Below are 18981 nucleotides of genomic sequence, written 5' to 3'. Positions count from 1 at the left end.
CGAGCCGAATTCCTTCGGCTTACTTTGGGTGAGGGGGAGAGTCTGTTGAAATAAAAATTCTTGCTCGTTAGTGTCAGCGCCAGAACGGCGTCCTGGAGGGGCGTCGGCTCGCTCAACGAGGCCGAGGGAGGAGACTTCGGCCGAGGGGCGCCAAAGGCACTTGGTTTGTCATTTTGCGATGACGACAAGTTGGGAGAGAGACAAGATGCTCAAGAACTTCCTGAAAGCGACGGTATTTGCGGCCAGTGTATCGATGGCGGGCGGCATGATGCTGACGCCATCGCTCGCCGAGATGATCTATAACCGCGGCATGTCGGCCGAGCCTGAATCGCTCGATCCGCACAAGACCTCGACGGTTTACGAAGCCCACGTCCTGCGCGACCTGTTCCAGGGCCTGGTCATGCAGGACGAGAAGGCAAACCTCATTCCGGGCGCAGCCGAAAGCTGGACGGTCTCGGATGACGGCACCGTCTACACTTTCAAGCTTCGTGGCGACGGCGTCTGGTCCGACGGCACCCCGGTGACGGCCGATGACTTCGTCTTTGCCTTCCATCGCCTCGAAGACCCGGCAACTGCGGCCGAATACGCCTCGATGCTTTATCCGGTGGTCAACGCTGAGGAAGTGAACGGCGGGAAGGCGAAGCCCGAAGATATGGGCGTCAAGGCACTCGACGCAAAGACCCTTCAGGTTACGCTCAAGGCGCCTACGCCTTACTTCCTGGAAATGCTGACGCACCAGGCGACCTATCCGGTCAACAAGGCTTCGATGGACAAGCTGGGCGCCGATTGGATCAAGCCCGGTAACCTCGTCTCCAACGGCACCTTCACGCTTGCTGAATGGGTTCCCAACGATCACATCAAGCTGGTCAAGAATCCGAAATTCTGGGATGCGGGCAGCATCAAGGTTGATACCGTCAACTACATCATGACCGAGGATCGCTCGGCGGCGATGAAGCGTTTCGAAGCTGGCGAAATGGACAGCTACGACGATCTGCCGACCGAGCAGTTGGGCGACCTGAAGGCCAAGTTCGGCGATCAGATTCACGTTGGGCCGTATCTCGGCACCTACTACTTCGCCATCAAGACCGACAAGGAGCCGTGGAACAATCCGGAACTGCGCACCGCCATCTCCATGGCGATCGATCGCGATTTCATCGCCGAGAAGGTTTGGCAGAATTCCATGCTTCCCGGCTATTCCCTGGTGCCTCCGGGGATCGCTGGTTACACCTCGGCGGAGGCAACCTTCGCAAACGAATCGCAGATCGACCGTGAGGACAAGGCCAAGGAAATCCTGGCCAAGCTCGGTTATGGTCCCGACAAGCCGCTGAAGATGGAAATCCGCTACAACACGTCGGAGAACCACAAGAACACGGCCGTCGCCATCCAGGAGCAGTTCAAGCCGCTGGGCATCGAGGTGAGCCTACTCAACACCGACACCAAGACCCACTATGGCCACCTTCAGCGCAAGGGCGACTATGACGTCGCGCGTGCCGCCTGGATCGCGGACTACAAGGATCCCGAGACGTTCCTGGGCATCTCGCGCAAGGCCAGCGGCAACAACTACTCGAACTACGACAGCCCGAAGTTCGAGGAAGCGATGGACAAGGCGGCTGCTGCCGGCGGCAAGCCGGAAGAGCGTATGAAGGACCTGGCCGAGGCTGAACGCATCCTCATCGATGACGTCGGCCTTATCCCGATCCTGTACTACAGCTATCACAACATCGTTTCGTCGAAGCTTCATGGCTTCGATGACAATGTGATGGACATCCATCCTTCGCGCTTCGTCAGCAAGGACTAATTCCCGAGCCGAATCCCGCCGCTCCTCATGAGGGGCGGCGGGGTCGGTTCCCGACAGCGGGGAAAATCCATGCTGCTCTATGTCTTCCGGCGGTTACTGACCGCTATCCCGACGTTATTCGTCATCGTGACGCTGGCGTTCTTCCTGATCCGCGTGGCCCCGGGCGGGCCGTTCAATCAGGAGCGCGGACTAAGTCCGCAGATCCAGGCCAATCTCGAAGCCCAGTTCGGCCTCAACGATCCCCTGTGGATGCAATATCTGAACTATCTCAACAATCTGCTGCACGGCAATTTCGGACCGAGCTACGTCCTGCCCGACTTCACTGTGGGCGAGTTGTTCGCCAATGGCCTGCCGATATCGATACAGCTTGGCACCTCGGCCTTGATCCTGGCGCTGATGCTGGGCAGCACGCTCGGCGTGATTGCCGCGCTTAACCAGAACCGCTTGGCCGATTACAGCGTGATTGCGCTGGCGACCGCCGGCAGCACCATCCCCACTTTCGTCATCGCGCCGATCATCCAGCTGGTGTTCGGGCTCAGTTGGAAGCTGCTGCCCATTGGTGGCTGGGGCGATGGCGCGCTGATCAACAAGGTGGGGCCGGTTCTGACGCTGGCATTGCCGCAGATCGCGATCGTTGCGCGCCTGATGCGCGGTTCGATGATCGAGTCCTTGCGCTCGCACCATATCCGCACAGCACGCGCGCTCGGGCTTTCGGAATGGTCGGTGGTGGTAAAGCACGCGCTTCGTGGCGCGGTCCTGCCGATCGTCTCCTATGCCGGCCCGACCGCGGCGGCACTGCTGACCGGCTCGGTCATCGTCGAGACAATCTTCGCAATCCCCGGCGTCGGCCGATACTTCGTCGAAGCGGCGCTCAACCGTGACTACACACTGGTGATGGGAACGGTCGTCATGATCGCGATCTTCACCATCCTGTTCAACCTGATCGTCGACGTCCTCTATGCCTTCGTCGATCCGAGGGTACGCTATGACTGACGTTGCGATCGCCGCGCCCGTCGCCGGGCGTTCATTCTGGGGCGATGCCTGGGCTCGCCTCAAATCCAACAAGGCGGCCATGGTCAGCCTGTTCTACCTGGCTTTCATGGGGATCGTCTGTATCGTCGGACCCCACTTCGTGTCGCATGAGTACACCACCATCTATGCCGACTATGTGCGCACGCCGCCGAGCTTGTCGGCCTATCCCAAGGCCGACATGATCGAGGGCGCACTGCGCGACGCGGTCAAACGCATGCGCGTCGACATCGATGAATGGCACCAGGATGGCGACCGCGTCTTCGTGACGGTGAAGGCCTCCAAGCCGGTCGACGAGCGCAGCACGCGCTACATCGACCGCTCCGACACGTTCCACGACACCCGCATCGAAAACAAATCCGATGACGGGCTGAAGCTGACGATGAGTGCGGCGGTCACGCAGCAGTACTTCCTGTTCGGCACCGACAATACCGGGCGTGACCTGCTGGCGCGCACGCTGATGGCGGGCCGCGTCTCGCTGGCCATCGGCCTGTTGGCCGGTATCGTCGCGGTGGCGATCGGCGTGATCTATGGTGCCACGGCAGGTTTCATCGGCGGCAAGACCGACGAGGTGATGATGCGCATCGTGGATGTGCTCTATTCGCTGCCCTTCATCTTCTTCGTCATCATGCTCGTGGTGTTCTTCGGGCGAAACTTCGTGCTGATGTTCCTAGCGGTCGGCGCGGTGCTGTGGCTCGACATGGCGCGTATCGTACGCGGGCAGGCGCTGTCACTCCGCCGGCAGGAATATGTGCAGGCGGCCGAAGCGCTGGGCGTGACGCGCGGCGGCATATTAGTGCGCCACATCGTGCCCAATCTGCTCGGCGTGGTCGTCATCTACATGACGCTGCTGGTGCCGCAGGTGATCATCCTCGAAAGCTTCCTGTCCTTCCTCGGCCTCGGCGTTCAGGAGCCGATGACGAGCTGGGGCGTGCTGATTTCGACCGGCGCCAAGAACATCGGCTCAGCCAACTGGCTGCTGCTGTTTCCTGCCTTCTTCCTGGTCACCACGCTGTTTGCGTTGAATTTCGTTGGCGATGGCCTGCGCGATGCGCTCGATCCGAAGGACCGCTGAAGCCATGACGATCACTTCCCAACCCATCCTGTCAGTCAAGGATCTGCGCGTGCGCTTCCGCACGCTCGACGGCGAGATCGACGCGGTCAAGGGCATCAACCTGCACGTCAATGCCGGCGAAACGGTCGCCATCGTGGGCGAATCCGGCTCGGGCAAGAGCCAGACCATGATGGCTGCGATGCGCCTGCTTGCCTCCAATGGCGACGCGACAGGCGCCGTCGATTATCGCGGCACCAACCTGCTCGAACTCGACAGGTCGGCACTCAACGAGGTGCGCGGACGGAAGATCACCATGATCTTCCAGGAGCCGATGACCTCGCTGGACCCCCTCTACACGATCGGCAACCAGCTCATGGAGCCGATCCGCCGCCACCGCAAGCTCAGCGCGGCCGAGGCACGCAAGGAAGCGGTGCGCCTTCTGGAACTGGTGAAAATCCCCGATCCCGAACGGCGCATGAAGTCCTATCCCTATGAGATGTCGGGTGGCCAGCGCCAGCGTGTCATGATCGCCATGGCGCTTGCCAACGATCCCGACATCCTTATCGCCGACGAACCGACGACCGCGCTGGACGTGACCGTGCAGGCGCAGATCCTGGCGCTGCTTGCCGACCTCCAGCGCCGGCTTGGCATGGCCATCGTCTTCATCACCCACGATCTCGGCATCGTGCGGCGCTTCGCCGATCGGGTCTATGTCATGCGCTCGGGCGAGGTGGTGGAGGAGGGGAGCGCCGAAAAGGTCTTCGCTGCGCCCAAACACGACTATACCAAGATGCTGTTGGCGGCCGAGCCGACCGGCAGGAAGGCGTCGCCACCAAGCAGCGCGCCCGTCCTGCTCGAAGGCCGGAACGTCGAGGTGACGTTCAAGATCGGGGGTGGCTTTCTGGCCGGGGCGCCTCTCGTTCTGAAGGCCGTGGATCGTATTTCGCTGGCGCTCAAGCGCGGGCAGACCATCGGCATTGTCGGCGAATCCGGCTCAGGAAAGTCGACGCTGGGGCGGGCGCTTCTGCGGCTGCTGCCGAGCGAGGGGGGGATTCGGTTCGATCACCGCGACATCTCGGGAGCCGATACCGCGACCATGCGGCCGCTCAGGCGGGAGCTACAGCTGGTCTTCCAGGATCCGTTCGGCTCGCTGTCGCCGCGCATGACCATAGGCCAGGTTATCACTGAGGGGCTGCTGGTTCATGAGCCGTCGCTGTCATCGAGGGAGCGCGATCAGCGGGCGGTCGAGGCGCTGCGCGAAGTCGGGCTCGATCCGAATATGCGCAACCGCTATCCGCACGAATTCTCCGGCGGGCAGAGGCAACGCATCGCCATTGCCCGCGCGATGATCCTCAAGCCGAAACTGGTGGTGCTGGACGAGCCCACTTCTGCTCTGGACCGTTCGGTGCAGAAGCAGATCGTCGAGCTGCTGCGGCAGCTGCAGGTCGAGCATGATCTTTCCTACCTCTTCATCAGCCATGATCTGGCGGTCGTGCGCGCCATGGCCGACTACATCATTGTGATGAAGCAGGGAAAGATCGTCGAAGAGGGGCAGACGGACGAAATCTTCGACAATCCGCGCGAGGCCTACACGCAGGCGCTCATGAGCGCTGCAATCGACGTGAAGCGATTCCGCATGGCGGTTTGATGGAAGGCTGAAAAGCCGTCCCGGGAATCACCGGGGCGGCTTGATTCTCCCGACACCCATATCGACGGTAACGCTGCCGGATACCTTTACGTCGAAATCGCCGACCTTGAAGGTGCCCGGCTTTGAAGTCTGCTGCTCGTCCGGTTCGGGCTGCGGCGCCTGAACGATGGGATCGGGCTGCTTGACCCCGGGCAACGGCTGGCTGCCGTTCGCAAAAGCCTGCAAGGGCGCGATAGCACCTGCTGCGATGATGATTCCACAGAGGAAATGGAGTTTTGCGCTCATGGTGCGGCACCATAGCGGCAAGCTGTTCTGCGCGCTACTGACGAAACATAACACAAGTTTGTGAGGGCTCGATCGGCTCGGGAAGCGCCGGATTTTTCTGGTCGGAGTGGCAGGATTCGAACCTGCGACCCCCTGCTCCCGAAGCAGGTGCGCTACCAGGCTGCGCTACACTCCGTGACCAGACGGCGGGCTTATAGCCGTCGAAAAAAAACTCCGCAAGCGGCAAACTGGCTATCGAGTGAAGAAACTTCGCTTTTCTTTGCGTCAGCCCACACCTTTCGATTTTGTGCCAGCCGAAAGACGGATATGGAGGCTTAATGCGGCAGTAAGCCGTTGCTGCTATTGTAAAATCCGACCAGCTGAATTCGGAGCGGACCGCGTGACCTTCAAGATCGTTGGCGAGACCAAGCCCAACACATTTGCATTCGAGACCAGCGCGCTGGTGAAGCCGACTGGCTTTCGCGAATATGATGCACGCTGGTGGTTCGGCCATCCCGGCTCGGACAAGGTGCCGGAACTGAACCTCATCGGCGTGCAGGCGCTGGGCATGGGGCTCGGCACGCTGATCCACCGGCTGGGCGTTGGCCCCGACATCGTCGTCGGCCACGATTTCCGCAGCTATTCGCTCTCCATCAAGCTGGCGCTGACTGCAGGGCTGATGGCGGCGGGTGTACGCGTGAAGGACATCGGGCTGGCGTTGTCGCCCATGGCCTATTTCGCGCAGTTCGCGCTCGACACACCCTCGGTTGCGATGGTGACCGCCTCGCACAACGAAAATGGCTGGACCGGCGTGAAGATGGGCGCGGCGCGGCCGCTGACCTTCGGCCCGGACGAGATGAGCGCGCTGAAAAAGATCGTGCTCGAAGGCGATTTCGACCTCACCGGCGGCGGCGCCTATGAATTCGTGCCGGATTTCCGCAAAACCTATCTGGACGATCTGACCAAAGGCCACAGGATCTCGCGCAAACTGAAGGTCGTGGCCGCCTGCGGCAACGGCACTGCCGGTGCATTCGCCCCCGAGGCGCTCGAGCGAATCGGCTGCGAGGTGATTCCGCTCGATGTCGAGCTCGACCACAGCTTCCCGCACTACAATCCGAATCCCGAGGACATGCACATGCTGCATGCGATCCGCGACAAGGTGCTGGAGACCGGCGCGGATGTCGGCCTCGGCTTCGACGGCGATGGCGACCGCTGCGGTGTGGTCGACAATGAGGGCAATGAGATATTCGCCGACAAGGTGGGCGTGATGCTCGCCCGCGACATATCCGCGATCCATCCCAACTCGGTCTTCGTGGTTGACGTCAAATCGACGGGGCTGTTCGCCACCGATCCGGTTCTGCGCCGGAACGAGGCCCGCACCGACTACTGGAAGACGGGCCACTCCTACATGAAGCGGCGGGTGACCGAGATCGGCGCCATTGCCGGTTTCGAGAAGTCCGGCCACTATTTCTTCAACCCGCCGATAGGTCGTGGCTATGACGACGGGCTCGTCACAGCGATTGCCATCTGCGAGATGCTGGACCGCAATCCGGGACGCAGCATGGCCGACCTCTATCGCGACCTGCCGCTGACCTATGGCACGCCGACCATGTCGCCGCATTGCCCGGATGAGGTGAAATATGGCGTGGTCGACCGCGTTGTGGCCGATTTTGCGGCGATGAAGCAAAGTGGTGCCACATTCGCCGGCCAGAAGATCGTCGATCTCATCACCGTCAATGGCGTGCGCGTGGTGGCCGAGGACGGCACCTGGGGCCTCGTGCGCGCTTCTTCCAACAAGCCGGAGATCGTGGTTGTGGTGGAGAGCCCGGTGTCATCGGAGCGCCGGCGGGAAATGTTCAATGCGCTCGACGCAGTGCTGCGCCGCAGCCCGGAAGTGGGCGCTTACAACCAGACATTCTGAACGGGGGCAGTTGCCATGACAGAACGGATTGTCAGTTTCGTGATGAGCGGTGGCGTGGGCTCGCGGCTTTGGCCGCTGTCGCGCGAGGACAATCCCAAGCAGTTCCACGACCTGTCGGGCGACGGCTCGATGCTGGTCAAGACGCTGCGCCGGCTGAAGGCGCGGCCTCATGGTGAAACGCCTGTCTTCCTGATTGCCTCCGAGCGCCATGCCGGCCGCGTGCAGGACGACATCGCAGCAATCGATCTTGCCGGCGGCTCGGCGATCTTCGAGCCGGTTGGCCGCAACACCGCCGCCGCGGTTGCGATTGCAACGCTGCAGACGCTGGCGGCCTATGGCGACGGCATCGTGCTGGTGGTGCCGTCCGATCACCAGATTTCGACCGATGCCCAGTTCTGGGAGACCATCGAGAACGGCGTGCCCGCTGCTCAGGATGGCAGGCTGGTGGTGTTCGGCATCCGCCCGAACCAGCCGGAGACCGGCTACGGCTATATCGAGGTTGCAGGCAATGGCGCCGGCGTGAGCAATGTCTCGCGTTTCGTCGAAAAGCCCGATCTCGTAACGGCGCAGGCCTATCTCAAGGCGGGTAACTTTTTCTGGAACACCGGCATCTTCCTGTTCCGCGCGAGTACGATGCGCGAGGAATTCGCAAAGCATCAGCCGAAGATCTGGCAGGCGGCCGAGCGAGCCTTCAAGATGGCTAATGCGGACTTGTCTGGCCTCTACATGCCGCTGGAGCTCTATGAGGCCATTCCGTCGAACTCCATCGACTACGCGATCATGGAGCACGCGGCAGGCATTGCCATGGTGCCGGCGACCTTCCGCTGGAACGACCTCGGCTCCTGGCAGTCGCTGCTCGATGTCAGCCCCACAGACGGGCAGGGCAATGTCATTGTCGGCGACGTCGTCGCGATGGATTGCGAGAACTCATACATGCGCAGCGAAGGCCGGCTGCTTTCGGCGATCGGGCTGAAAGACATCGCCATCGTCGCCACCATGGACGCGACCTTCGTGGCGCCGGTCAGCCACAGCCAGGACGTCAAGAAGATCGTTGAACAGCTTGAAAAGAGCGGTCGCCTCGAAACCAAGTTCACGCCCTCGCACGACCGCGTGCTGGTGAGCGGCGCCTGGCGCAAGCGCGTGCAGCACTGGCTGTTCGAGGAGACGTTGCCGCTCTGGTCTACCGTCGGCGTAGACGATCGCCTGGGTGGCTTCCACGAGGCGCTCGGCTTCGACGGCAAGCCGCTGGTGAAGCCCAAGCGCATGCGCACCCTGGCTCGCCAGATCTATGCGTTCGCTGTCGCCAAGCTGCGCGGATGGGACGGCCCCGCCGATGCGCTGATCGCGCATGGCCTTGCCTTCATGTCCGGCAATGGGCGCACGGAGCGCGGCGGCTGGGTGCGGACGATGAATATCGACGGCAGCGTGGCCGACCCGGCGGAGGACGCCTACGACCACTCCTGCGTTCTGCTGGCGCTGGCCTATGCGCATATGTGCGGCAACCCGGACGCGTTGCGGCTCGGCGAGGAAACCCTCGCGTTCCTCGACAAGCATCTTGAGGACGAGCGGCTGACCGGCTTCATGGAAACGTCGGCGGGTGAGGGGCTGCGCCGCTCCAATCCGCATATGCATCTGCTCGAGGCGTTCCTCGCCTGGCATACAGCGACCGACGATCGCAACCATCTGCGCCGTGCGGCGCGGATCGTCGACCTGTTCCGCAACCATTTCTTCGATCCCGACAGCTGGACGCTCGGCGAATTCTTCAACGACGAGTGGTTGCCTGCTGCGGGCGAGAAGGGCACGTGGACCGAGCCTGGCCATCATTTCGAATGGGCTTCGCTGCTGGTCGACTTTGCCGCCAAGAGCGGCCAGAAGAACCTCACTGCCTATGCCCGCAAGCTCTATGCCTCGGCCGTTGCCAACGGGCTGAACCGGGCGACGGGGCTCGCCTATGGCGCCGTCTCGCGCCAGGGCATGCCGCTCGACCGCTTGTCGCGCAGCTGGCCGCAAACCGAAGCGATCAAGGCGGCCATCGCGCTCGATGGTGCCGAGGGACCCGACCTCAAGCCCGAGATCGAGGCGCGGGTGGGGCGGCTGTTCCGCTGGCATATCGACCCCGCACCGCTCGGCCTCTGGATCGACAGGATCGACGAGCGCGGCCGTTCGCTGGCGAGCGAAGTGCCGGCCTCGATCTTCTACCATCTCGTCTGCGCGCTGATGCAGTATCTGGACAGCACCAGCGAGAATTGAAAACGGCGGCATCTCTGATGCCGCCGTAAAAGCTTTTCTGAACAGTGTGTTGGAAGAGAAAAGAGATTCAGTTTGCGAGCCTCAATAGGGGCTCGCAACATCCCCCGTCTCGACATAGATCGACTTGACCTGCGAGTAATGGCCGAGCGCTTCGAGCGCGTTTTCGCGGCCAATGCCCGACTGCTTGTAGCCGCCGAAGGGCATTTCCACCGGCGTCAGATTGTAGGCATTGATCCAGCAGGTGCCGGCCTGCAGCTCCGAAATCACGCGATGCGCGCGCGCAATGTCCTTGGTGAAGACGCCGGCGGCAAGACCGAACTCGGTGTCGTTGGCGCGCTCGATCACTTCCTCTTCGCTGTCGAAGGACAGCACGCTCATCACCGGCCCGAAGATCTCCTCACGGGCAATGCGCATCTCATCGGTCACGCCGGTGAAGACGGTGGGCTCGACGAAGAAGCCGCCGTCAAAGCCCTGCAGCGAAGGCACGTTGCCACCGCAGGCGAGCTTCGCACCTTCCAGCTTGCCGATCTCGATATAGCCGACGACCTTGTCATGCTGTGCCTTGCTGACGAGGGGGCCCATCTGGGTCTCGGGATCGAGCGGGTCGCCGATCCGGATCTTCTTGGTGCGCTCGACGAGGCGCTCCACAAAACGGTCGTGCAGGGCCTTCTGGACGAAGACGCGGGTACCGTTCGAGCAGATCTGGCCGGTCGAGTAGAAATTGCCGAGCATCGCGCCGCCGATGGCGTTTTCGAGGTCGGCGTCGTCGAAGACGATGAGCGGCGACTTGCCGCCGAGCTCCATGGTGGCGTGTTTGAGCTTGGAGCCGGCGAGCGACATCACCTTGCGGCCGGTCGGCACCGAGCCGGTGACCGAGACCTTGGCAACGACGTCGTGGTCGACAAGCGCGCCGCCGACGTCACCATAGCCCTGCACCACGTTGAACAGCCCGTCCGGCAGGCCGGCCTCGGTGTAAATCTCGGCCAGCGCCAGCGCCGACAGCGGGGTGTTTTCGGAGGGCTTGAACACCATGGCATTGCCCATGGCGAGCGCGGGCGCGGACTTCCAGCCGGCGATCTGGATCGGATAGTTCCAGGCGCCGATGCCCACGCACACGCCAAGCGCCTCGCGCCGCGTATAGGCGAAAGGCCCGCCGAGATCGATGAAGTCGCCATTGTAAGCGCCGATGGCGCCAGCGAAATATTCAAGGCAGTCGGCCGCTGAGGGTGCGTCTGCGACGAGTGTTTCCTGGATCGCCTTGCCGGTGTCCAGCGTTTCGCGCCGCGCCAGCTCATCGTTGCGGGCGCGCAGGATGTCGGCGGCACGGCGCAGGATGCGGCCGCGCTCGACCGGCTTCAGCCGCGCCCAAGCGGGCTGCGCGGCACGGGCTGCTTCGATCGCCAGCTCGATCACATTGGGCGTGGCCGAATGCAGTGTGGCGATGGTTTCGCCGGTCGCCGGGTAGATCACTGGGATGGGCGCGCCGCGCTCGTCGTCGACGAAGCGGCCATTGATGTAGTGCGAGGCTTTGGGTTGAGCGCGCATAGTCGTCTCCGGAATCTATTTCGGCTTGATGCTCTAGCTTAACGGTCCGAAACCTGCCAGCGCGGGTTGATCCATGGCTCCTGATTGGACGGAGCGAGCGGGGTGCGACCGAGGATGTGGTCGGCTGCCTTCTCGCCGGTCATGATCGACGGGCCGTTGAGATTGCCGTTGGTGATGCGCGGGAAGATGGAAGAATCGGCCACGCGCAGGCCGTCGACGCCGATGACACGGCATTCCGGGTCCACCACCGCCATCGGATCGTCCGCGCGGCCCATGCGGCAGGTGCCGCAGGGGTGGAGCGCGCTTTCGGCATGGTCGCGGATGAAGATGTCGAGTTCGGCGTCGGTCTGCACGTGGCTGCCCGGCGAAATCTCCTCGCCGCGATAGGGATCGAAAGCTGCCTGGCCGAAGATCTCGCGGGTGAGGCGGATGCAGCGGCGGAACTCGGCCCAATCGTCCGGGTGCGACATGTAGTTGAAGCGGATGACCGGCTTTTCCTTCGGGTCCGGCGAGCGCAGCGTGACCGCGCCGCGCGATTTCGAGCGCATGGGCCCGACATGGGCCTGAAAGCCATGCGACTTTGCCGCGGCCTTGCCGTCATAGCGTACGGCCGCCGGGATGAAGTGATACTGGATGTCAGGATAGTCGATATTGGCGGCCGAGCGCACGAAGGCGGCAGCCTCGAAGTGGTTGGTGGCGCCCAGGCCGTTCTTGAACAGCATCCACTGCGCGCCGATCAGCGCCTTGGAGACGGGATTGAGGACGGAATTCAGCGTGATCGGCTTGATCGATTCCTGCTGAATGTAGAGTTCGAGATGGTCCTGCAGATTGGCGCCGACGCCGGGGCGGTCCGCGACGACCGCGATCCCATGATCCTTTAGGTGCTGCGCGGGGCCGATGCCCGACAGCATGAGGATCTTGGGCGAATTGATCGACGAGGCAGCAATGATAACTTCGCGCCGCGCCTTCACGACCTCGATCTTCCCGCGAGCCTCGATCTCGACGCCGATGGCGCGTTGATTCTTAATGACCACCTTTCGCGCGAAGCCATTGACCAGGCGAACGTTTTTCCGCTTCAGGGCGGGCCGCAGATAGGCATTGGCGGTCGACCAGCGGCGGCCGCGATGGATGGTCTGCTCCATCGGCCCAAAGCCCTCCTGCTTGGAGCCGTTATAGTCGTCGGTCAGTTCGAAGCCGGCTTGCTTGCCCGCCTCGATGAAGGCGGCGTAAAGCGGGTTGGCGCGCTTGCCGCGCTGCACATGCAGCGGCCCGCTGGTGCCGCGCCAGCCATCCTCGCCGCCGTGCGAATGCTCCATGCGCTTGAAGTAGGGCAGCACGTCGGCATAGCGCCAGCCCATGGCGCCTTGCTCGGCCCAGTGGTCGAAATCATGCGCATGGCCACGCACATAGACCATGCCGTTGATGGAGGAGGAGCCGCCCAGCACCTTGCCGCGCGGCGTGGCCAGCACGCGTCCGCCCAGATGAGGCTCCGGTTCGCTGGAAAAGCCCCAGTCGTAGAGCGGCATGTTGAGCGGTATGGAAAGTGCGGAAGGCATCTGGATCAGCGGCCCCATATCCGTGCCGCCAAATTCGATGACGATAACCGAATGCTTGCCGACTTCCGACAGCCGGTAGGCCATGGCCGAGCCTGCCGAGCCGGAACCAACGATGACGAAATCTGCCTCAAGCATCGGCAAGGTGCCTCATGTAATCATTCATGGAAACGTTTCCGCCGGTCGCGATGACCAGAACGGTTTTGCCGGCGAAGTCGAGGCCGCCATCGAGAAGGGCGGCGAGAGTTGCTGCGCCCGAAGGCTCGAGTACGAGCTTCAACCGCTCGAAGGCGATCTTCATGGCGTGGCGCACCGACGCGTCGTTGACTGCCATGCCGCGCACGCCGGCGGCGCTGACGGCGGCGAAGGGAGCCTCGCCCGGCTTGCGCGCCATCAAGCCGTCGCAGATCGAGGGCGAGACCAGCGGCATGGTTTCGATTGCGCCCTTGGCGAGCGAGGTGCCCATGCCGTTAAAGCCTTCCGGCTCGACGGCGATCACCTGCGTTTCGGGTGAGAGATAGTGGAAGGCGAGCGACACGCCGCCGATCAGGCCACCGCCGCCGACCGCGCAAAGCACGATGTCGGCCTTGGCGCCCTTGGCGGCCAACTGCTCGAGCGCTTCGAGGCCGATGCCGGCCTGGCCCGCGACGATCTCCGAGTCGTCGAACGGATGCAGCAGGGCAAGGCCTTCTTCTTTCGAGATTTCGCGGGCGCGCTCGGAGGCGACCTCCTCGCGGGGACGGCTGCCATGGTCGGTCAGCACCACGCGCGCGCCATAGCCCGCCGTGGCCTCACGCTTGGCGGCCGGCGCGTCGATTGGCATGACGATGGTGACCGGTATGCCGAGCGCCTGGCCGGCGGCGGCAAGGCCTTGCGCGAAATTGCCGGACGAATAGGCGACCACGCCACGCTTCGCTTCCTCCTGCGACAGCTGCTTCAGACGCCAATAGGCGCCGCGCACCTTGAAGGAGCCGGCCCATTGCAGCGACTCCGGCTTGACGAAGACGCGGGCAGCACCCGTCATCGCCGTAAGCGGGCGCGATTCCAGAAGCGGCGTCAGCTGGGTCACCTGCGAGGTGACGGCATAGGCGCGCTTGATATGGTCGAGAGTAGGGACGATCGGGGTAGCCATCATTCACCTCGCGGAAAGCGTTTCTGCTCTTCGAGCACGTTGAGATCCATGTGGTTGCGCATGTAGCGTTCGGAAGCCTGCCTAAGCGGCTGGAAATCCCACGGGAAGTAGGAGCCGTTCCGAAGCGCCGGATAGACCACCCAGCGCCGTGCCTGGCTCTGGCGCACCGCCCTGTCGAAGGCCGCCAGGTCCCAGCGCGCCCGGACCCTTTCCATGAAGCTGGCGACCAATGCGGCATTGGCCGTATCGGCGGCGAGGTTGGTGAGTTCCAGCGGATCCGATTCCAGATCAAAGAGTTGCGGCGGATCGATCTCGCAATGGACGAACTTGTATTTGCCGTCGCGGATCGCCACCAGCGGGGCATAAGAACCCTCGGCGGCGTATTCCATCAGTACCGGTTCGCTGCGCGGCCGGCCCTCTATCAGAGGCTTCAGCGACTGCCCGTCGGTCCACGGCATGATGTCGGCGATGTCGATGCCGGCGAGGTCGCAGAGCGTCGGGCAGATGTCGAGGTTCGAGGTCGGCGCCTTGATCAGGCCGGGCGTGACGCCCTTGCCCGCCACCATCAGCGGCACGCGGGCAGAGCCTTCGAAGAAGCACATCTTGAACCACAGGCCTCGCTCGCCGAGCATGTCGCCGTGGTCGGAGCAGAACAGGATGATGGTGTCATCCAGCATGCGGGTGCGTTCGAGCACCGAGATCAGCTCGCCCACCTTGTCGTCCAGATAGGATATGTTGGCGAAGTAGCCTTGGCGCGAGCGGCGCACCTGCTCGGACTGGATGTCGAAGCTGTCGTAGTCGCTGGCGAGATAGAGCCGCTGGGAGTGCGGGTCCTGCTTCTCCTTCGGGATGAAGCCGACCTCCGGCTCCAGCGCGGAGCAGTCTTCGTAGAGGTCCCAATATTTGCGGCGCGCGACATAGGGGTCGTGCGGATGGGTGAAGGAGACGGTCAGGCACCACGGGCGGCGCTGCGGATCGTCCGAGACGCGGGCGAAGTCGTAGAGCTTCTGCGCGGCGTGGAAGGCGACCTCGTCGTCATATTCCATCTGGTTGCTGATCTCGGCGACGCCTGCGCCGGTGACCGAGCCGAGATTGTGATACCACCAGTCGATGCGCTCGCCCGGCTTGCGGTAGTCGGGCGTCCAGCCGAAATCGGCCGGGTAGATGTCGGTGGTCAATCGCTCCTCGAAACCGTGCAACTGGTCGGGGCCGACGAAATGCATCTTGCCTGACAGGCAGGTGTGATAGCCCGCCGCACGCAGATGATGCGCGAAGGTTGGGATCGACGAGGTGAACTCGGCGGCGTTGTCATAGACCTCGGTGCGCGACGGCAGCTGCCCGCTCATGAAGGAGGCCCGGCCCGGCGCGCAGAGCGGCGAGGCGGTGTAGTTGTTGCGGAAGCGGGCCGAGCGGGCGGCCAACGCCTTGATATTCGGCGCGTGCAGGAAGTCGGCCGGACCGTCCGGGAACAGCGTCCCGTTCAACTGGTCGACCATGATGATCAGTATGTTGGGGCGGCCGCTCATGAGGCTGTCTTGTGCTGCTGGAGTTTCGTTTCGAGATAATCTTCGATCACCGCCACCGCGCTTGCCGCGTTCGGTGCACCGTCCTTGAGGGCGCGGCGGATGTAAAAACCGTCGATAAGGGCCGCGATGCCTTCGGCGACCCGGTCGGCTTCACTGCGCGGCATCAGTGCGCAAAGTCCGCTCATCAGGTTCGAATGCAGGCGGCGGGCATAGACGCGGAGCAGGCGCCGCAGGGCAGGCGACTTCTGCGCTTCGACATAGAAGGCAAGCCAGGCGGCAATGGTCTCGGCCTGGAACTGCTTGTCGGAAAAGTTCACTGCGATGACGGCCAGCACGCGCTCGCGCGGGCCCGTCGAGCCGGGCAGGGCGGCGCGCAGGTCGGTGCCGAGTTCCGACAGGAGATACCGCATGGTGGCCTGCAGCAACTCGTCCTTGGCGCCGAAATAGTGGTGCGCCAGCGCCGACGAGACGCCCGCGCGGCCGGCAATCTCCGACATGGTGACGTCCAGCGACCCACGCTCGCCAATCGCAGAGATCGTTGCGTCGATCAGCGCCTTGCGGCGCACGGGTTCCATTCCGACCTTGGGCACTTAAATTCCTCCAACGGCAAGCCTATTTTTAATTAACTGATCAATCAATAAAAATCCCGTCACCCGGTTTGGTGGTAGCGACAATTCACAATGAGGCGACGGAACCACGACCCTGTTGCCGGCCCGCGCCTGGCGCATTATGTTCATGATTGAACAGTTACGCTTGCATTCTTAGTATGCTAGGAATGTCCCCCGGAATTCGGAGAGTCTCATGACTGCTTGTATCGTCGGATGGGCGCATTCGCGCTTCGGCAAACTCGAAGGCGAAACGCTCGAAAGCCTGATCACCAAAGTGGCGGCCGAGGCGCTCGACCACGCGGGTCTCGGTCCGGACGACGTCGACGAGATCGTGCTGGGCCATTTCAACGCCGGCTTCTCGGCTCAGGATTTTACCGCAAGCCTCGTGCTGCAGATGGATGACCGGCTGCGCTTCAAGCCCGCGACGCGCGTGGAAAACGCCTGCGCGACCGGCTCGGCAGCCGTGCGGCAGGGCATTCGCGCTATCGATGCAAAGGCGGCACGTGTCGTTCTGGTAGTTGGCGCCGAACAGATGACGACGACGCCGGGACCGGAGATCGGCAAGAATCTCCTGAAAGCTTCCTATCTGCCGGAAGAAGGCGACACGCCGGCGGGCTTTGCCGGCGTCTTCGGCAAGATCGCGCAGGCCTATTTCCAGCGCTATGGCGACCAGTCGGACGCGCTGGCGATGATCGCGGCCAAGAACCACAAGAACGGCGTCGAAAACCCTTATGCTCAGATGCGCAAGGATCTCGGCTTCGAGTTCTGCCGCACCGAGAGCGAAAAGAACCCCTTCGTTGCCGGCCCGCTGAAGCGCACCGACTGCTCGCTTGTATCGGACGGCGCAGCGGCGCTGGTGCTGATGGACAGCTCCGACGCGCTGTCGATGCGCCGGGCGGTAGCCTTCCGGGCCAACGAGCATGTGCAGGACTTTCTGCCGATGTCCAAGCGCGACATCCTCGCCTTCGAAGGCTGCGAGCAGGCATGGAAGCACGCGTTGAAGAAGGCGGGCGTAACGTTGGACGACCTCTCCTTCGTCGAGACGCATGACTGCTTCACCATCGCCGAGCTGATCGAATATGAGGCGATGGGGCTGGCCAAGCCGGGCGAGGGCGCGAATCTTGTGCTGGAGGGCTTCACCGCCAAGGACGGCAAGCTGCCGGTCAATCCTTCCGGTGGCCTGAAGGCCAAGGGCCATCCCATCGGCGCCACTGGTGTTTCCATGCATGTGCTGACCTCGATGCAGCTGACCGGCGAGGCCGGCGGCATCCAGGTGCCCGGGGCAAAGCTCGGCGGCATCTTCAACATGGGCGGCGCTGCGGTCGCCAACTACGTCTCGATCCTGGATCGCATCAGATGAGGCATTCGGCTGTCGTCACCGGAGGCGCATCGGGTATAGGCATCGCCATTGCTCGCCGGCTTCTGGATGACGGCTGGCCGGTGGCGATCATCGACATCGACGAACAGGCGTTGATCGCGGCCGAGGATCTCTTCGCCGACGAGAACGCCATCTTCATCCAGGCGGATGTTACCGACGAAGACGAGCTCGACGCCGCCTTCGACGAGGTGGTGGACCGGCTCGGCTTGATCGGCGGGCTGGTCAATGCGGCGGGCATTGCGCGCGATGCCATGGCCGAGGAAACCAGCGCCGAACTGCTGCGCGAGCTTCTCGACGTCAATCTGGTTGGCGCCTTCATCGCGGCCAAGGCGGCGCTGGAGCGGATGGGGCAAGCCCTATCGGTCGTCAATATCTCCTCGGTTTCGGGTATGCGCGCCAATCGCGGCCATCTGGCTTATGGTGCTTCCAAGGCCGGCGTGAAGCTGATGTCGGAGGTGTTGGCGCTGGAATTCGGCAGCCGCGGCGTGCGGGTCAATTGCGTCGCGCCCGGACCGACGGACGACGCGGGCTCCATCGAAGCCCGGCGGCTGTGGGTCGGCCGCGTGCCGCAGGCGCGCTACGGCGAGCCCGAAGAAGTGGCGGCCGCGGTAGCTTTCCTTCTGTCGCCCGAGGCAAGCTTCGTCAACGGCCATACGCTTGCCGTCGACGGCGGCTTTCTGGCTGCGGGAGTGACTGCCGAGGCCTAGATCTATCTGCCGCTGGCCGGCTTGGGAGAGGGGATCGAATGCGACTGAACGCCATCTTCACGGCCATGTGCTTCACGGTCTGCGGGTTGTCCAACGCCCTGGCAGCCCAGTCCGCCGCCGAGCTTGCCAAAGCCTTCTGCCAGACGCGGGTGGAGGATAATGCGGCAGGCGTCCGCAATCTGCTCACGCCGTCGTTGCGAGACGCGGTCGCTGAGGCAGAGAACCGCAACGATGCCATCGCCAAGGCCAATCCGGACGACAAGCCGCCATTCGGCGACGGCATTCCCTATCAGACCTATCCCGACCTGGCGCCGGTCTGCGAGCCGGGGGCGATCACCGACACGGGTGGCCGCACCCTGGTTGAGGTGAGCTACAAGTTTCCCCAAACGCCCGAAGCCGGCTGGACTGATCGCATAGCGGTGGTATCCACGCCTGATGGGTGGTTGGTTGATGACGTTCTGTATGAAGCGCCCGCCGACCAGACCGAGGCGCTAACTTTGCGAATGGTTCTGGAAAGCGCCTTCGAAGACTGAGGCCACCCGTATTTCCTTTGCATCGTCTCGCTTTG

The 18981-nt window shown here is 63.1% G+C and carries 15 protein-coding genes and 1 tRNA gene; 9 read left to right on the top strand and 7 right to left on the bottom strand.

Annotation, left to right across the window (positions count from 1 at the left end; genetic code table 11):
* Positions 1–205 precede the first annotated feature (205 nt).
* From M2281_RS03490 to M2281_RS03475, 4 genes are all read left to right on the top strand, one after another.
* Positions 206–1798, top strand: coding sequence for a peptide ABC transporter substrate-binding protein (locus tag M2281_RS03490; protein ID WP_280819704.1), 1593 nt, complete (start codon positions 206–208; stop codon positions 1796–1798).
* Positions 1799–1867: 69 nt separating this feature from the next.
* Entirely contained in the window at positions 1868–2791 is a 924-nt protein-coding gene (locus M2281_RS03485) for an ABC transporter permease subunit (RefSeq protein WP_280819703.1), read from the top strand.
* On the top strand, positions 2784–3902 hold the full coding sequence (locus M2281_RS03480) for an ABC transporter permease (RefSeq protein ID WP_280819702.1): 1119 nt from the start codon (positions 2784–2786) through the stop codon (positions 3900–3902). Before M2281_RS03485 ends, M2281_RS03480 begins: the two co-directional genes overlap by 8 nt.
* Positions 3903–3906: 4 nt before the next feature.
* Entirely contained in the window at positions 3907–5529 is a 1623-nt protein-coding gene (locus tag M2281_RS03475) for an ABC transporter ATP-binding protein (protein ID WP_280819701.1), read from the top strand.
* Positions 5530–5556: 27 nt separating this feature from the next.
* On the opposite strand, the gene M2281_RS03470 is transcribed toward M2281_RS03475, so the two are convergent.
* Positions 5557–5814 (bottom strand): hypothetical protein, encoded by a 258-nt coding sequence (locus tag M2281_RS03470; protein ID WP_280819700.1) that lies wholly within the window; start codon positions 5812–5814, stop codon positions 5557–5559.
* A gap of 98 nt (positions 5815–5912) precedes the next feature.
* A tRNA-Pro gene (locus M2281_RS03465) sits at positions 5913–5989 on the bottom strand.
* 204 nt (positions 5990–6193) lie between these two features.
* Between M2281_RS03465 and M2281_RS03460 the strand changes: the two genes are divergently transcribed.
* The gene (locus M2281_RS03460) at positions 6194–7714 is read left to right on the top strand and encodes a phosphomannomutase/phosphoglucomutase (RefSeq protein ID WP_280819699.1); all 1521 of its coding nucleotides are present in this window, start codon (positions 6194–6196) and stop codon (positions 7712–7714) included.
* Positions 7715–7729: 15 nt separating this feature from the next.
* A complete protein-coding gene (locus M2281_RS03455; RefSeq protein ID WP_280819698.1) occupies positions 7730–9964 on the top strand; it encodes a mannose-1-phosphate guanylyltransferase/mannose-6-phosphate isomerase in 2235 nt (744 codons plus the stop codon).
* 81 nt (positions 9965–10045) lie between these two features.
* On the opposite strand, the gene betB is transcribed toward M2281_RS03455, so the two are convergent.
* The 5 genes from betB to betI are packed head-to-tail and all read right to left on the bottom strand — an operon-like array spanning position 10046 to position 16310.
* The gene (gene betB, locus M2281_RS03450; RefSeq protein WP_280819697.1) at positions 10046–11509 is read right to left on the bottom strand and encodes a betaine-aldehyde dehydrogenase; all 1464 of its coding nucleotides are present in this window, start codon (positions 11507–11509) and stop codon (positions 10046–10048) included.
* Positions 11510–11547: 38 nt separating this feature from the next.
* Positions 11548–13200: a choline dehydrogenase gene (betA, locus tag M2281_RS03445; protein ID WP_280819696.1), complete on the bottom strand. Its 1653-nt coding sequence runs from the start codon at positions 13198–13200 to the stop codon at positions 11548–11550.
* Positions 13193–14197, bottom strand: a complete 1005-nt coding sequence (locus M2281_RS03440) for a threonine/serine dehydratase (protein WP_425537659.1) — start codon at positions 14195–14197, stop codon at positions 13193–13195. The genes betA and M2281_RS03440 overlap by 8 nt, the downstream gene beginning before the upstream one ends.
* Positions 14194–15720, bottom strand: a complete 1527-nt coding sequence (gene betC, locus M2281_RS03435) for a choline-sulfatase (protein WP_280819695.1) — start codon at positions 15718–15720, stop codon at positions 14194–14196. Before betC ends, M2281_RS03440 begins: the two co-directional genes overlap by 4 nt.
* Entirely contained in the window at positions 15717–16310 is a 594-nt protein-coding gene (betI, locus tag M2281_RS03430) for a transcriptional regulator BetI (protein ID WP_280819694.1), read from the bottom strand. Before betI ends, betC begins: the two co-directional genes overlap by 4 nt.
* A 211-nt stretch (positions 16311–16521) precedes the next feature.
* Here betI and M2281_RS03425 point away from each other — a divergent pair, with 211 nt between their 5' ends.
* The 3 genes from M2281_RS03425 to M2281_RS03415 are packed head-to-tail and all read left to right on the top strand — an operon-like array spanning position 16522 to position 18946.
* Positions 16522–17688, top strand: coding sequence for an acetyl-CoA acetyltransferase (locus tag M2281_RS03425; protein ID WP_280819693.1), 1167 nt, complete (start codon positions 16522–16524; stop codon positions 17686–17688).
* The gene (locus M2281_RS03420; protein ID WP_280819692.1) at positions 17685–18413 is read left to right on the top strand and encodes an SDR family NAD(P)-dependent oxidoreductase; all 729 of its coding nucleotides are present in this window, start codon (positions 17685–17687) and stop codon (positions 18411–18413) included. The genes M2281_RS03425 and M2281_RS03420 overlap by 4 nt, the downstream gene beginning before the upstream one ends.
* Before the next feature lie 38 nt (positions 18414–18451).
* Complete coding sequence (locus M2281_RS03415; RefSeq protein ID WP_280819691.1) at positions 18452–18946, top strand: hypothetical protein; 495 nt, start codon at positions 18452–18454, stop codon at positions 18944–18946.
* The last annotated feature ends 35 nt before the right edge of the window (positions 18947–18981 follow it).

Origin of the sequence: Pseudaminobacter soli (ex Li et al. 2025) (assembly GCF_029892515.1) — a bacterium.
GTDB lineage: Bacteria > Pseudomonadota > Alphaproteobacteria > Rhizobiales > Rhizobiaceae > Pseudaminobacter > Pseudaminobacter soli_A.
The sequence above is the reverse complement of the archived record's forward strand: the minus strand, read 5'-3'. Positions and strand labels throughout refer to the sequence as shown.

What these genes read in the sequence shown, in the direction of transcription:
- M2281_RS03455 (WP_280819698.1), top strand. Translation starts at nt 7,730, where the DNA reads ATGACAGAACGGATTGTCAGTTTCGTGATGAGCGGTGGCGTGGGCTCG.
- M2281_RS03485 (WP_280819703.1), top strand. Translation starts at nt 1,868, where the DNA reads ATGCTGCTCTATGTCTTCCGGCGGTTACTGACCGCTATCCCGACGTTA.
- M2281_RS03475 (WP_280819701.1), top strand. Translation starts at nt 3,907, where the DNA reads ATGACGATCACTTCCCAACCCATCCTGTCAGTCAAGGATCTGCGCGTG.
- M2281_RS03425 (WP_280819693.1), top strand. Translation starts at nt 16,522, where the DNA reads ATGACTGCTTGTATCGTCGGATGGGCGCATTCGCGCTTCGGCAAACTC.
- betC (WP_280819695.1), bottom strand. Translation starts at nt 15,720, where the DNA reads ATGAGCGGCCGCCCCAACATACTGATCATCATGGTCGACCAGTTGAAC.
- betB (WP_280819697.1), bottom strand. Translation starts at nt 11,509, where the DNA reads ATGCGCGCTCAACCCAAAGCCTCGCACTACATCAATGGCCGCTTCGTC.
- M2281_RS03470 (WP_280819700.1), bottom strand. Translation starts at nt 5,814, where the DNA reads ATGAGCGCAAAACTCCATTTCCTCTGTGGAATCATCATCGCAGCAGGT.
- M2281_RS03480 (WP_280819702.1), top strand. Translation starts at nt 2,784, where the DNA reads ATGACTGACGTTGCGATCGCCGCGCCCGTCGCCGGGCGTTCATTCTGG.
- betA (WP_280819696.1), bottom strand. Translation starts at nt 13,200, where the DNA reads ATGCTTGAGGCAGATTTCGTCATCGTTGGTTCCGGCTCGGCAGGCTCG.
- M2281_RS03420 (WP_280819692.1), top strand. Translation starts at nt 17,685, where the DNA reads ATGAGGCATTCGGCTGTCGTCACCGGAGGCGCATCGGGTATAGGCATC.
- M2281_RS03490 (WP_280819704.1), top strand. Translation starts at nt 206, where the DNA reads ATGCTCAAGAACTTCCTGAAAGCGACGGTATTTGCGGCCAGTGTATCG.
- M2281_RS03415 (WP_280819691.1), top strand. Translation starts at nt 18,452, where the DNA reads ATGCGACTGAACGCCATCTTCACGGCCATGTGCTTCACGGTCTGCGGG.
- M2281_RS03440 (WP_425537659.1), bottom strand. Translation starts at nt 14,197, where the DNA reads ATGATGGCTACCCCGATCGTCCCTACTCTCGACCATATCAAGCGCGCC.